Annotated in this window: 15 protein-coding genes; 4 read left to right on the forward strand and 11 right to left on the reverse strand. The window is 66.2% G+C overall.

The genetic code is table 11. The features are described 5' to 3' along the window. Window positions 1-98 precede the first annotated feature (98 nt). Entirely contained in the window at window positions 99-1,502 is a 1,404-nt protein-coding gene (locus tag V5740_RS02345) for a DNA recombination protein RmuC (RefSeq protein ID WP_347303486.1), read from the forward strand. 18 nt (window positions 1,503-1,520) lie between these two features. Continuing rightward, on the forward strand, window positions 1,521-2,222 hold the full coding sequence (locus V5740_RS02350; protein ID WP_347303487.1) for an SH3 domain-containing protein: 702 nt from the start codon (window positions 1,521-1,523) through the stop codon (window positions 2,220-2,222). Between the two features lie 31 nt (window positions 2,223-2,253). On the opposite strand, the gene V5740_RS02355 is transcribed toward V5740_RS02350, so the two are convergent. The 8 genes from V5740_RS02355 to V5740_RS02390 all read right to left on the reverse strand — a co-directional run bounded on the left by V5740_RS02355 (window position 2,254) and on the right by V5740_RS02390 (window position 8,481). Next, window positions 2,254-3,075 carry a sialate O-acetylesterase gene (locus V5740_RS02355; RefSeq protein WP_347303488.1) on the reverse strand — a complete coding sequence of 274 codons (822 nt, stop codon included), beginning with the start codon at window positions 3,073-3,075 and terminating at the stop codon, window positions 2,254-2,256. 34 nt (window positions 3,076-3,109) lie between these two features. Beyond that, window positions 3,110-3,913 (reverse strand): RNA methyltransferase, encoded by an 804-nt coding sequence (locus tag V5740_RS02360; protein WP_347303489.1) that lies wholly within the window; start codon window positions 3,911-3,913, stop codon window positions 3,110-3,112. A gap of 46 nt (window positions 3,914-3,959) precedes the next feature. Beyond that, entirely contained in the window at window positions 3,960-4,238 is a 279-nt protein-coding gene (locus V5740_RS02365; RefSeq protein WP_347303490.1) for an HPr family phosphocarrier protein, read from the reverse strand. A gap of 46 nt (window positions 4,239-4,284) precedes the next feature. Further along, complete coding sequence (locus V5740_RS02370; RefSeq protein ID WP_347303491.1) at window positions 4,285-4,689, reverse strand: PTS sugar transporter subunit IIA; 405 nt, start codon at window positions 4,687-4,689, stop codon at window positions 4,285-4,287. An 85-nt stretch (window positions 4,690-4,774) separates the two neighbouring features. Next, window positions 4,775-5,695: an RNase adapter RapZ gene (gene rapZ / locus V5740_RS02375; protein WP_347303492.1), complete on the reverse strand. Its 921-nt coding sequence runs from the start codon at window positions 5,693-5,695 to the stop codon at window positions 4,775-4,777. A 29-nt stretch (window positions 5,696-5,724) separates the two neighbouring features. Next, window positions 5,725-6,180 (reverse strand): HPr kinase/phosphatase C-terminal domain-containing protein, encoded by a 456-nt coding sequence (locus tag V5740_RS02380; protein ID WP_347303493.1) that lies wholly within the window; start codon window positions 6,178-6,180, stop codon window positions 5,725-5,727. Further along, entirely contained in the window at window positions 6,177-7,733 is a 1,557-nt protein-coding gene (locus V5740_RS02385) for a stimulus-sensing domain-containing protein (RefSeq protein WP_347303494.1), read from the reverse strand. Before V5740_RS02385 ends, V5740_RS02380 begins: the two co-directional genes overlap by 4 nt. Then, window positions 7,726-8,481 carry a response regulator transcription factor gene (locus V5740_RS02390; RefSeq protein ID WP_347303495.1) on the reverse strand — a complete coding sequence of 252 codons (756 nt, stop codon included), beginning with the start codon at window positions 8,479-8,481 and terminating at the stop codon, window positions 7,726-7,728. Before V5740_RS02390 ends, V5740_RS02385 begins: the two co-directional genes overlap by 8 nt. Window positions 8,482-8,810: 329 nt before the next feature. On the opposite strand from V5740_RS02390, the gene V5740_RS02395 reads away from it, so the two are divergent. Then, on the forward strand, window positions 8,811-10,400 hold the full coding sequence (locus V5740_RS02395; RefSeq protein WP_347303496.1) for a phosphoenolpyruvate carboxykinase: 1,590 nt from the start codon (window positions 8,811-8,813) through the stop codon (window positions 10,398-10,400). Window positions 10,401-10,437: 37 nt separating this feature from the next. On the opposite strand, the gene V5740_RS02400 is transcribed toward V5740_RS02395, so the two are convergent. Both V5740_RS02400 and V5740_RS02405 read right to left on the reverse strand, forming a co-directional pair. Beyond that, entirely contained in the window at window positions 10,438-12,006 is a 1,569-nt protein-coding gene (locus V5740_RS02400) for a DUF1570 domain-containing protein (RefSeq protein ID WP_347303497.1), read from the reverse strand. A gap of 75 nt (window positions 12,007-12,081) precedes the next feature. Continuing rightward, window positions 12,082-12,561, reverse strand: a complete 480-nt coding sequence (locus V5740_RS02405) for a DUF3597 domain-containing protein (RefSeq protein ID WP_347303498.1) — start codon at window positions 12,559-12,561, stop codon at window positions 12,082-12,084. 55 nt (window positions 12,562-12,616) lie between these two features. Between V5740_RS02405 and V5740_RS02410 the strand changes: the two genes are divergently transcribed. Then, window positions 12,617-12,796 (forward strand): hypothetical protein, encoded by a 180-nt coding sequence (locus V5740_RS02410; protein WP_347303499.1) that lies wholly within the window; start codon window positions 12,617-12,619, stop codon window positions 12,794-12,796. Between the two features lie 17 nt (window positions 12,797-12,813). Here V5740_RS02410 and V5740_RS02415 read toward each other — a convergent pair whose 3' ends face one another. Then, complete coding sequence (locus V5740_RS02415) at window positions 12,814-13,470, reverse strand: alpha/beta hydrolase (protein WP_347303500.1); 657 nt, start codon at window positions 13,468-13,470, stop codon at window positions 12,814-12,816. Window positions 13,471-13,559 lie beyond the last annotated feature (89 nt).

The following is a 13,559-nucleotide window of genomic DNA, read 5'->3' on the forward strand; positions in this document are numbered from 1 at the left end:
CTGAACCCTTCATGGTTGCGAACGTAACCGCCGGGTGCTTGCGCGCCGGGTCCAACGCAGCTACGTTCACCATGTGTTCCAAGGCTGGTGGAGTTTCGATGGACCTTGCAACCTTGCTGCTGATCGCCGTCGCATTGCTGGCCGGACTGGCGCTTGGCTGGTTTGTCGGCGGGCGACCAGCGGCGGATTGGCGCAAGCGGCATGGTGAACGTGATGCGGAGGCGCGGGCGCTGGAAGAGCGGTTCCGCAAGGCGATCGTCGATCTGGAAGGCGCCAGTGTGCGCGCGGAGCGGGCGGACGAGTTGTCCGACCTGCTCGATCTTGCGCGCGACGAGCTGGCGACCTTGAAGACGCAGGCCGCCGGCTTTGCGGAGCAGAAACGGCTGCTGGAGGAATCGCGGGACCGGTTGCTCAAGGAGTTCGAGCATACCGGCGCGCAGGTGCTGACGCGCGCGCAGGAGATGTTCCTGGAACGCGCCGCCGAACGCTTCGGCCATGCGGAGAAGTCGAGCGAGGCCCGGATCCGCGCGCTGCTGGAGCCGGTGGGCGAACGGCTGCGCAGCTACGAACAGCAGGTTGAAGCGCTGGAGCGCAAGCGTGTTGATGCCTTTGGCCAGCTGACCGGCATGATCGATGCGATGCGTGTTGGACAGGAAGCCGTAAGGACGGAGGCGATGCGGCTCGGCAATGCTCTGACCAACGCGCCCAAGGCACGGGGACGCTGGGGGGAGCAGCAATTGCGCAACCTCCTAGAAAGCTGCGGCCTAGCGCAGCATACCGACTTTGTGCTGGAGCACTCGGTATCGGCGGACGAAGGTCGGCTGCGCCCTGACGCAATCGTTCGCATCCCTGGCGGCAAGATGCTGGTGATTGATGCGAAGGTGTCGCTGAACGCCTATCAGGAGGCATTCCACGCCGATAACGAGCCGGCGCGGCTGACGGCGCTGAAGGCGCATGTGGCATCCATGAAGAACCACATCCAGGCGCTCGGCACCAAGAGCTACCAGAGCCAGTTCACCGATGCCCCGGACTATGTCGTGATGTTTGTGCCAGGCGAGCATTTCGTGGCCGCCGCGCTGGAATTCGATCCGGAGCTGTGGGACTACGCCTTCGAACGCCGCGTGCTGCTGGCGACACCGACCAACCTGGTGGCGATTGCGCGCACCGTCGCGCAGGTCTGGCGGCAGGACGCGCTGGCGCAGGAAGCGCGGGCGATCGGGACCTTGGCTGGCGACCTCTACGACCGGATAGCCACTGCCGGCGAACACCTGAAGCGGGTCGGCAGCGGGCTGGAAAGCGCCGTCGGCAATTACAACAAGTTCGTCGGCAGCTTCGAGCGTAACGTGCTCTCGTCCGCCCGCAAGCTGCGGGACAAGGGGGTGGAGATCGGCAAGCGGGAAGTGGACGAGGTGCCGTTGGTGGAGAGTGCGCCACGCTATACCGCCGCCGATGTACCCGCGGCTTCGGAACCGGAGCCGGTGCGGTTGGTTGATCCTGCCTGATAGCGGGAGTTCGGGTTGATGCGACTGATGCTGGCGACGTTGATTTTGCTGGCAACCAGCGCGTGCCGGCAGGATGAGGCGCCAGCCGAAAAGATCGAACAGACTGCCGAGCAATTGATCGAGCCTGACGCTAGGCCGACACCGCTTGCCCGTGGGCGCTTCGCGCCTCACGACGATTGCGCCGACGTGGCTGGCGCTGCCAACTTTCGTGCTCAGTTGTCCCGCGCTGTCGAGGCACGGGATGCTGCTGCCATGGCGGGGCTGGCGGCAAGCGACATCAAGCTGGATTTCGGCGGCGGCTCAGGTGTAGCGGAGCTGCAGCGGAGGCTCGCCGATCCTCAGCAGGACTTGTGGGCGGAACTTTCCGCAATCCTGCCGCTCGGCTGCGCGGCGGACGAGAGCGGGGGCGTGATGATCCCGTGGATCGCGGCGCAGGATCTGGGTGATCGCGATCCGTTCTATAGCATGCTGGTGCTGGGTGAGGGCGTTCCGGTGCGTTCCGCTCCTGCGGCTGGTGCGCCCGAGATCGGGAAGATCACCTGGGATCTGGTCCAGATCAGCAGCCTGCAACCCGGCGCCGCATTCCAGCAGATCAAATTGCCCGACGAACGTTCCGGGTTCATTGCCAGCGACATGCTGCGCAGCCCGGTCGATTACCGGCTCACCGCTTCCAGTCGCAATGGCAAGTGGAGCATCACGAGCCTGGTAAGCGGCGACTGACGCAGCCCGGCATCCCGCCAAAGACGCAGGATCAGTGGCACCCACGCCGGTGCAGGTCGTCCATGGCTGATGCCAGCATGTCGCCCAAGCGACGCTGCCCGGCCGTCGACAGGTGCAAGTCATCGGCGTTTCGTGGCAGGGATCGGGCCGACACTGACGAGGTGCATGGCAAATCTACTCGGCCTTGCTGCTCCTGCACGAGCGACCAATTAGCGAAGCGGGTGCGATTTGCCTCGGCATCGGGGCGGTCGCTGAGTTGAACCATTACCACGGGCACCGTCGGGTTGGCTGCATCGCTGCGGAATCGGGCGACCAGTTCCCGAAAGCCTCGGCTCCAATCGGCGGCAATCGCCGTTGGTTTGTCGGCATCAGTTTCGCCCTGGTACCACAATACGCCCGCCAGACGTCCATTCGCCTCCCGCACGCGCGCCAGGCACGAACCGTACAGCGTGTTCCGGCTGTCGGCAGGGCGCCATTCCGCCATGGATGAGCCACCCTTGGCGCAGGGCACCAACAGGATTGGCCGATCATTCAACCGGTGCAGCGCGCGTGCGAAAAACAGGCCGGGTCCGACCGCCGCCATTCGATCGGCCGACACCGCATCCAGTTGGCCGGCGGCATCGTCCAGCGGCTCCGTCGCGGGCCGCTCCTGCCCGTCATTGCCAAACAGCTGGATCGCCGGATCGACTGCGCGTTCACCCGCTGACAGGTCGTCCAACGCGCCACGGCCGGACATGTTGGACTGGCCAGCCAGGATGTAGATGTCCGGCTGCTCGTCCGCGGCAATCGCGGGTGCCGGACAGGTCAGTGCGACCAAGAGTAACGCGGTGGACAGGCGCAAGGCAGAAAGCATCAGAGTGTTCCTCGTTGCCACGCTGGGCAGCGCCTCAAGGCGCCACGCTCGCCAACACCTCATACGCCAGCACGGCCGCTGCGACTGCCGCATTGAGGCTGTCGGCGGAGCCGCGCATCGGCATCGTGACGTGGAGGTCACATGCCGCCTCGTACTCCGCCGGCAGTCCGCGGGACTCATTGCCAACCAGCACGAAGCAGGGCCCACGGTACGGGGCGCCACGATATGGTTGCGATCCTGGCGTCAGCGATGCGGCGACCAATTGGCCATCGCCGCTGCGAAGCCAGCCGATGAACTCCTCCCAGCTCGCCTGTGCGAGTTGTTGCGTGAAGATCGCGCCCATGCTCGCGCGTACCGCCTCCACCCCGAAGGGGTCGGCGCAATCGTCCAGCAGGATCAGCCCGCCCGCACCCACCGCATCGCCGGTCCGCAGCATCGTGCCCAGATTGCCGGGATCGCGCAGCGCCTGTGCCACCAGCCAGATCGGCGCTGCGGTCCGGTCTAGCCGGGCAAGGGTCGTATCCCACTGCCCGAATACACCCGCGACCGCCTGGGTGTTGTCCTTGCCAGTTATTTTGGACAGGATCTCGGCACTCGTCTCGATCACCTCGCCTCCTGCGGCGAGGACGTCGGCCTCCAACGCCTCGAGCAGCGGGTGATCGGCGCGACCTTCGGCCATCACCAGCATTTCCGGCAGGCGGCCATGCGTGCGCGCGTCCGTCAGCAGGCGGAGTCCTTCGGCTAGGAAGCGACCGTGCAGGCGGCGCTGCTTCTTGTCGCGCAGCGACCGCAGCAGCTTGACGGTGGGGTTGGAGAAACCGGTGATTTGGCGGCGCATGGGGCCAAGCGTCTGTGCGCTGTGGCCCGCCCGGTCAATCCTTGTATCAGTCCTCCCCGAAGCCGTCCTCGATCATGGCGACGAGTTCGGCCAACCGATCCTCCGCCGCATCGCCGCTGACCTGCAATTGGACATGGTCGCCGCGCGCGGCGCCCAGCATCATCAGGCCCAGGATCGATCCGCCCGACGCGCTGCCGCCATCCTTGGTGACGCGCACTTCGCTGCCTTCCATCTGCGCGACGGCCGCGACGAACTTGGCGCTGGCGCGTGCGTGAAGGCCGCGCTTGTTGACGATGGTGACCTCGGCTCGTGCCTGTTCTGCCATCCTGCCCTCTTCCCTTCGCATCCACCCCCGACTCCGGGATGGGCGCTCAGGCGTCCTGACCCAGGAATTCGGAGGCGATCGTGATATAGTTACGCCCCGCATCGCGTGCTGCCGCGGCGGCGGCACGCAGGCTCATATCCTTGCGTGCGCCCGCGAGTCGAATCAACATTGGCAGGTTGATGCCGGCGATCACCTCCGTACTGCCTTTCTGCAGCAGCGAGATCGCGAGGTTGGAAGGGGTGCCGCCGAACAGGTCGGTCAGCAGCACCACGCCGCCACCGCTGTCCACCTGCCTGATAGCATTGGCGATGTCCTTGCGGCGCTGTTCCATGTCGTCGCTCGGCCCGATGCAGACGGTCGCGACATCGGCCTGCGGGCCGACGACATGCTCCATCGCGTGGACGAACTCGTCGGCAAGACGGCCATGAGTGACCAGGATGATCCCGATCATGTTGCAGTGCGATCCTTTTGTTGTTGCAACCCCGGCCGCGATGACGCGGCGAGCAAACCTTTGTTCTGCAACGATGTGCTCTGCGTCATGCCCCGTCCGGCCTTTCCGGCAGCGCGGCGCTGCGTAACGCCAGGTTGCGGTGCAGCACAGTGGGCGAAAACCCGCGTCTGCGCAAGCCTTCGGCGATCCGCTCGGCAGTGAAGACCGACCGGTGTTTCCCTCCGGTACACCCTATCGCGATTGCCAGATGGCTCTTGCCGCGGGCCGCATAACGCGGAACGAGATCGGCAAGCAGGTCCAGGATCCGCTGCAGGTTGGGGGCGAAGCCGGGATCGTTGCGGATGTGTTCGCCCACGGCCGGGTCCAGCCCGGTCTGCTCGCGCAGGCCCGGTACCCAGTGCGGATTGTCGAGGAAACGCATGTCGAACACCAGATCGGCGACCGGCGGCATGCCGCGAGAAAATCCGAAGGAGGTGATCGTCACTGCCATCCCCTGTGGCGCGGTAGCGCCGAACGATTCGCGGATGCGTTGCTGCAGTTCGTTGCTGTTGAGCGCGGTCGTGTCGATCAGCATGTCGGCCCAGGCATGCAGCGGGGCGAGCAACTCCCGTTCGGCGGCAATCGCATCGGCGACCGGCCGCTCCTGCGCCAGCGGGTGACGGCGGCGCGTCTCGTTGAACCGCCGCTCCAGTTCCGCGGCGCCGCAATCCAGGAACAGCGAGGTGAGGGCGAGGCCCGGCCGGTCACCGATGGCGGCAGCGCGCGCGATAACTTCAGCCGGGACAAAGCCGCGGGTCCGGCTATCGAAGCCGATCGCCAGCGCCTCCTCCTCATCCTGGGGCGGGGCTGGACTGTCCAGCAGCCGATCGAGCAGGCGGACGGGAAAATTGTCGATCGCCTCCCACCCCAGATCCTCCAGTTCGCGCAAGGCGGTCGTCTTGCCGGCGCCCAGCATTCCGGTCAGCAGCAGGATGCGGCGCGATCGTACGGGCGAGTCGGTAGCCATGGGTGCGGCTTCCTTGCGCCTCCCGCTCGCTATTGTGAAGCGGCGAGACCATGCAGCCGCAGTGCCCATTCGGCCCGCAGTGGCAATGCGGGCGTGTCCGGCCACAGGCGGATGAGCGGCAGCCGGACGCCCGCTCGCGCGGCGCTCTCGGCCTCCTCGACATAGCGCGGCGCGCCCGGATCGAGCCGCAGCACCAGTGCGATCCAGGCCGGAACCGAAGGTAGGGTGACGAGGCCGACATTGCGGATTTCCAGCAACCCCGCCGTCGCCGGTACCGGGTGGGCCCAGAGCGTGTCACCAGCCATCTCAAGCCGCACGCCGTCATCACCCACAAGGGCGGCGCCACGATCGATGAGCGCCAGCGCCAGGCTGGACTTGCCGCTGCCCGGCGGCCCTTCGATCAGCACGCCCCGACCGGCGATGGCGACGCAGCTCGCCTGCCACAATGCCGCATTTCTGGCAGCGTTCGGGCCGGCTACGCTCACGCCGCCGGCAGGTCCAGGACCAGACAGGCGCCGACCAGGCCGCATTCCTCCGGCGCGTCGCAGACCCGCAGCGACCCGTCATGCGCCTCCGCAATGGTGCGCCCCATGGCGAGGCCCAGGCCGCTGTGATCGCCGAACCCCTCCTCGTCCGGCCGAACGGAGTGGAAACGGGCGAATACCTTCTCGCGCCGTTCCTCCGGGATCCCGGGTCCCTCGTCGCAGATCGTGGCCGTCACCCGCTCGTCATCGGCATGGATCGTCAGACGAATGCGGCCACCCGGCGGGGAGAACGACACCGCATTGTCCAGCAAATTGTCGAGCACGCGCTCCAGCCGCAGCGGCACGCCCATGACGATGGCAGGGCGTCCTTCACGTATCACTTCCACCCGGCAGTCGCGATCCAGCTCGCGCTCCTGCCGCGCGCGAACGCGATGTTCGGCCAGCGCCGCGAGATCGGTCGCCTCGAAGGTGGCCCGGCTCAGTTCGGCATCGATGCGGCTAGCCTCCGCAATCTCCGTCACCAGCCGGTCGATGCGGCGCACGTCATGCGCGGCGATGTCGATCAGCTGGGTACGCAGCGCCGGGTCCTCCACCCGCTGCAGGCTGTCGACGGCGCTGCGCAGGGAGGCGAGCGGGTTCTTGATCTCGTGGGCGACGTCTGCGGCGAAGGTCTCAACCGCGTCGATCCTGAGGCGCAGGGCGGCGGTCATGTCGGATACGGCACGGGCCAACACCCCCAGCTCGTCACCCCGAGCGCCCATGCGCGGCACCTCCACGTCGCGCTCCCGCCCCAGGCGTACGCGCACGGCGGCGCGGCTGAGCCGGCGCAGCGGATCGATGATGGTGCGCGCAAGATAAAGCGAGAGAAAGAAGGAGATGACCAGCACGATCGCGATGATCAGCAGCAACTGACTGCGTGCCGCGCGCACCGCCAGCGTGATGTCACGGGCATTGCGGGTGGTCAGCAGCGTCATGCCGCGCCGGCCCACGGGCGCGGCCGCGGTGATGACAGGTGTGCGGTCCGGCGCTCGGCGCAGTTCGATCTGGGTGAGGCCTTGTTGCCGCGCACGGGCGACTTCCGGCCAGGCGTCGGCCACCGGCTCTACCGGCTCCACGTAATCGGGGGAGGCACGGGCACCCGTCGCGAAATCGACCGCCGCATCCATCCACCGCGCGACGTCCTCTCCCCAAGGATCGGCGGCCGGATCGTTGAAGTGGAACGATGGGGGGGCCAAGGCGAAGCTGTCGGCCGCCAGCGTGCCGTCGCGGTGATAGATCCGCAGCCGCATATTTTGCTCCTTGCCGATCTGCATCAGCAGGGCCTGTTGCCGTTCGGGCGTGGCACCGGAGAGCGCCTCTGCCGTGATCTGCGCCTCGATCCGCGCCAGCTTGTAGCGCTCGTCCAGCAACTGCCGGCGATAGGAATCGAGCAGGAACAGGCTGCCGCCCAGCGCCACCAGCGGGATCAGGTTTACCGCCAGGATGCGTGTGGTGAGCGAGACCGAGCGCCCGACCCGTGCCGGTGGACGGACTTCCGCCAGCAGGTCAGCCATCGGCGAAGCTGTAGCCGGCGCCATACAGCGTCTCGATCGCGCCGAATTCCGGATCGACCACGCGGAACTTGCGCCGCAATCGCTTGATGTGACTATCAACCGTGCGATCGTCCACGAAGACGTCGTCGGGGTAGGCGGCGTCCATCAGCTGGTTGCGGCTCTTGATGACGCCGGGCCGCTGGGCCAACGCCTCCAGGATCAGGAACTCTGTCACGGTCAGGGATACCGGCCGGCTGCCCCAGGTGACCCGGTGGCGCGACGGGTCCATCTGCAGTCGACCACGTTCCAGCATGGGGGCGGCTGGCTGGTCATCAACCACCGCAGGCTGGTCGCCGGTCGGTGCCGGCTCGCTCACAGGCGCCGCGCGGCGCAGGATGGCGCGGACACGGGCGAGCAGCAGGCGTTGGCTGAACGGTTTGGCGATGTAGTCGTCAGCGCCAAGGGCGAGGCCGGCCTCCTCGTCCTCCTCGTCATCCTTGCTGGTCAGGAAGATAACCGGCAGGTCGGATGTCGCGCGCAGGCGGCGCAGCAATTCCATCCCGTCCATCCGCGGCATCTTGATGTCGAAAACCGCCAGGTCTGGGGGATTGTCGGTCAGCGCCTTCAGCGCCGCTTCCCCGTCCGAATAGACCCGCGTGGCGTAACCTTCCGCCTGTAACGCGATCGACAGCGTGGCCAAGATGTTCCGATCATCGTCGACCAGCGCGATGGATCGGCGCAGTTCCGCGGCAGGGGGCAGCTGGGTCATATAAATTGAACGCTCGTACACAGGGCCAGGTGTCAGACGGGATGTAGCTAGGGGCCACCTGCCGGCATAGCAATCGACGTGTGAAATGCCGACGATGTTCAATGATTTATCATACAAGCTCGTCAGCGGGATGTAGCCTTTTCAGGCGTGACTTTCGCCGATGGATCGTTGATGATCCGCCCGGATGTGACGGGGACCCCTGCTTACCTGCGGCTCGCTAGCAGGAAGCCGTGGAAGCGGGGCGCACACCAACCGACTGTGGGGCCGAACGGCCGAAGAACGAATAAGCCCACAAAGGGAGAGACACGGTGACTTCTACGTTTTCAACAATGCCCAGGTTCGATGGGATCGCTACCGCCGCGACGGTTCATGCCAATCTCGGCACCGCCGCGCTGGTGGAGCATGCGATTGCCAATGGGGAAGGGCGGCTTGCTCGGCATGGTCCATTGGTGGTGGAAACCGGGCGGCACACCGGCCGCAGCCCGCGCGACAAGTACATCGTCAGGGATGCCGAGACCGCCGACACGATCTGGTGGGGCAACGTCAATCGCGCCATGAGCGAGGAGCATTTCGCCGCACTGAAGGCTGATTTCCTGACCGCGCTGGCAGGCAAGGAAACGCTATACGTCGCGGACTTGTTCGGCGGGTCGCAGGCCGATTACCGGGTCAATGTGCGGGTCATCAACGAGCTTGCGTGGCACAACCTGTTCATCCGCACGCTGCTGGTCCGGCCTACCGCGGTCGAGCTGGAAGGTTTCGCGCCGGAATGGACGATCATCGACCTGCCGAGCTTCCGCGCCAATCCTTCTCGCCACGGCTGCCGTAGTGAGACGGTGATCGCCGTCAGCTTCGCGGAGAAGACCGTTCTGATCGGCGGCACGCAATATGCGGGCGAGATGAAGAAGAGCGTCTTCGGCATCCTGAATTACCTGCTGCCGGCCCAGGGGGTCATGCCGATGCACTGTTCGGCCAATGTCGGACCGGACGGGCGCACCGCGGTATTCTTCGGCCTGTCGGGCACGGGCAAGACGACCCTGTCCGCCGATGCCAGCCGGACGCTGATCGGCGATGACGAACATGGCTGGTCCGACACCGCCGTCTTCAATTTCGAAGGGGGCTGCTACGCCAAGATGATCCGCCTGTCGGCGGAGGGTGAGCCCGAGATCTACGCCACCACCCGAATGTTCGGCACCGTGCTGGAGAACGTGGTGATGGACGATGCCACCCGCGAACTCGACTTTGACGATGCCAGTCTGGCGGAGAACAGCCGGGGTGCCTACCCGATCGAATACATTCCCAATTGCTCGACCGAGAACCTGGGGCCGGTACCGTCCAACGTAGTTATGCTGACCGCGGATGCGTTCGGCGTGCTGCCGCCGATCGCGCGGTTGACGCCCGAACAGGCGATGTACCATTTCCTGTCCGGCTACACCGCGAAGGTTGCCGGGACGGAGATCGGCGTGACGGAGCCAGAGGCGACCTTCTCCACCTGCTTCGGCGCCGCCTTCATGCCCCGCCATCCCAGCGTCTATGGCAACCTGCTGAAGGAGCGGATCGCGCGGGGCGGCGTACAGTGCTGGCTGCTCAACACCGGCTGGACGGGCGGTAAGTACGGTGTGGGCAAGCGGATGCCGATCAAGGCCACCCGTGCCCTGCTGAATGCCGCGCTGGACGGGAAGATGGACGAGGTCGAATTCCGCAAGGATCCCAATTTCGGCTTCGACGTGCCGGTCAGCGTTCCCGCCTTGGCAGAGGCCGGTATTGACCAGACGCTGCTGGACCCCCGCGCCACCTGGGCGGACAAGGACCAGTACGACCTGGCCGCGCAGAAGCTGGTGCAACTGTTCGTCGACAATTTCGCCGAGTTCGAGGCGCATGTCGATGAAGGCGTCCGGCAGGCGGCACCGCAGGTCGCCTGACAACGGCAGGCCGGGGCGCTGATCGCGGCACCCCGGTCTAGTCGCTGGCGACCGGCTCCCCGCCGCCGTCTGCCTGCCCAACCGGTCGCTCGTAAAGGTTCGCGGCGGCGTCCGCAATCGACATGGTGGTGCCTTCGGGCTGTGCCTGCAGGAACGCCAGCAGCCGCGCCGCTGCCTCCGCCCGACCGCCGCCATGCGGATCATAGGCGAGCGGCTGTACGCTCAGCCGCGCCTGTTCCATCCGGCCCTCGCTTGCCTGTTGCAGGACGACCATCATCCGCAGCGACTGGTCATAAGGCGCAAGTTCCAGCGCGCGTTCCAGCGCCTGGACCGCCAGGGCATTAGGCTCCTCACCCCGCTCCAGGAAACTGCGATAATAGTAGATCAGCGGCAGCGGGTGGTCGTTCTCCCGCGCGTTCAGCGCGCGCAGCGGCGCCATCGCCGCGGTGAACGCCGCCGCCTCGTCCTCCGCCTCGCCCGCTTGGCGGAACAGGGCGTAGCCCTTCTGCACATAGGCGTTCACCTGCGTCGGATCGAGCGCCAGCGCGCGGTCGGCCGCGGCGATCGCCTCCGCATCATTGCCGGCATCGTACTCCGCCTCCGCCAGTGCGGCGAGGACGGCACCGTCGCCGGCATGCTCGCCTGCCAGCCTGCGGTAATCGGGCAGCAGTTCCAGCGCCTGCTCGCGATTGACCCCGCGCTTGGACACCATGCGCAGCGGCACCACGGCGGCCTCGCCGGCGGTCAGCGCGCGAATGGCGATGGGAGAGCCTGCCAGGCTGCCGATCTCCAACTGGTTCATGCGGCGGCCCTTCAGATAATTGTCGACCTCGCGCTGCAGCACCGCCAGGTCCCCAAACGCCTGCCTGCCGGCCTCCGGACTGGGCGTGCCTTTGGTCAACAGTTCCCAATATTGACCCAGTTGCCCCTGCCTCCCGTCGTTGAAGATCAGGTAATGATACAGCAACCAGGCGCGGCCATAATAGGCATCGTGGCTGCGTCCGCGCTCCTCCCAGTACAATTTGTCATCGAACAATTGTTCGAGCGGCACGTCCGCCGAATAGAAGAGCTCTCCCGCCCGGTGGGACGCCGGGCCGCCGAGCAGCACGGTGCCATCCTGCTTGAACTTGGTGGAAGCGTAGAACTCCGCCGATCCCTCGGACAGCCAGCGCGGCATGGCCTGCAACCCGCTGGAGATCATGAAGTGGTGGGCATATTCATGCAGCAGCACGATCTGCGAGAAATCAGTGGTGCTGCCCCGGTTCACGATGCGCGGCACAAAGGCCAGGGATCCGGCCGCCCGCGGGATGTAGAAGCCGGCGACGAACGGATTTCCGTCGCCGTTGATTCTGCGGACCTCACGCTGGTCACCGACGACATAGATGGTCACCCGGGCGGACGGGCTGGGCGTGCCCATCTGAGTGCCGGTGATCCGTTCCATGGCGCTGTGATACAGCTCCAGCTCTTCGGAAAATTCGCGCAGGGTCGCCTCGCGCGTGTCGGCGTAGATTACGAAATGGTCGCTGGCGGCCTCCAGCCACCGGGCCTCCGCGGCGGATCCGGGCAGGATAACAGCCAGCAGGAACAATCCAACCCAACGCATCATGCAAGCCCCAGTCCCGTACACCCGGCCGGATGCTAGGGTGCCGCATGGACCGGGGCAAGCATTGGTCTGGTAGTATCAGTCGGTCAGGTCTGCGGGTACCTTGCCGCCGTTCTTCGCCAGCTCGCGCATCAGCCGCCGGTGGAGCGCGATGTTCTCCTCCGCGGTGCCGGAATAGTCGCTGTCGCCCAGCTCTCCCGCCAATTCCTTCCTGTTGGCGAAGGAGGAATCGATGTCGAGCAGCTTCAGCAAATCGACAATGGAGCTGCGCCAGTTCAGCTTGTCCGCACCGTCCATGGCGGCGAGGCGAGCGGCCACATCCACGTCGTTCAACACCGCCGGTGTTGCCGCCACTGCCGGCGCGGCGGGCGCCGGACGGGCAGCCTGCGGCGAAGGGGCGGCAACCGGTGCCGGTGCGGCCTTCGGCGCGGCGGCGGGCGCCGGCGGTGCCTTCTTCTCCGGCTTCTTGCCCAGGATGGCGTCGGTTATCTTCTGGAACAGGCTCATGGAAATCAGCTCCTCAACCGCGCGGAAGGGTTGCGCGTTCAGGGCTGCCAATCGCTCGTAATGCAGCGGGGTTCCGACTGAGGCGACAGGCCGCTAGGGTCGGGCGATGAACCTCGCCCTTTCGATCGCCGTACTCGCCGCCCTGGCACTGATCGCCAATGCCGCGTGGCTCTGGCGGCGGCAGGGCGGCGGCAGGCAGGGCGCGACACAGCAGGTCTGGCTGATGCTGGGGCTGGCGGCGATCATGCTCGCCAACGTGGCGATCGTCACGCTGCCCGCCCCCTGAGCCCCGGTGCTGGTCCGTCAGCGGATGGTGCAGGCCGGGTCCAGCCGGAAGTCGAGATACCGGTCCACGGCGCCCATCAGTTCCTCCTGCTCGTTTTCGAAGAAGTGGTTGGCGCGCGGGATTTCCTCGTGATGGATGGTGATGTGCTTCTGGGTGCGCAGCTTGTCGACCAGCTTCTGCACGGAAGACGGCTGCACCACGGTGTCCGCCGTACCCTGGATGAAGATGCCGCTGGCCGGACAGGGCGCCAGGAAGCTGAAATCGTACATGTTGGCGGGCGGCGCGATGGAGATGAAGCCGCGGATCTCCGGCCGGCGCATCAGCAATTGCATGCCGATCAGCGCGCCGAAGCTGACGCCGGCCACCCAAGTGGTCTGCGCCTCCGGGTGAACCTGCTGCACCCAGTCGAGCGCGCTGGCCGCATCGCTCAGTTCCCCGATGCCATTGTCGAAGCTGCCCTGGCTGCGGCCCACGCCGCGGAAGTTGAAGCGCAAGGTGGCAAAACCGCGATCGGTGAAGGTCTTGTACAGCCGCTGCACGATGCGGTCGTTCATGGTTCCGCCGCCCTGCGAATGCGGATGCAGGATCATCGCCACGGGCGCACGCGGGCGGGTGGCGGGGGCGAAACGGCCTTCGAGGCGGCCTTCGGGACCGGGGAAGATGACGGACGGCATGGGGCAGATACTCGCAACGGACGGGCGCGGCTGGCGCGCGGAAAGTGCGGCGCTATATAGGATCGCGACCACTTTTCGCAATTGTCACG

This window comes from Croceibacterium sp. TMG7-5b_MA50 (assembly GCF_039830145.1).
GTDB lineage: Bacteria > Pseudomonadota > Alphaproteobacteria > Sphingomonadales > Sphingomonadaceae > Croceibacterium.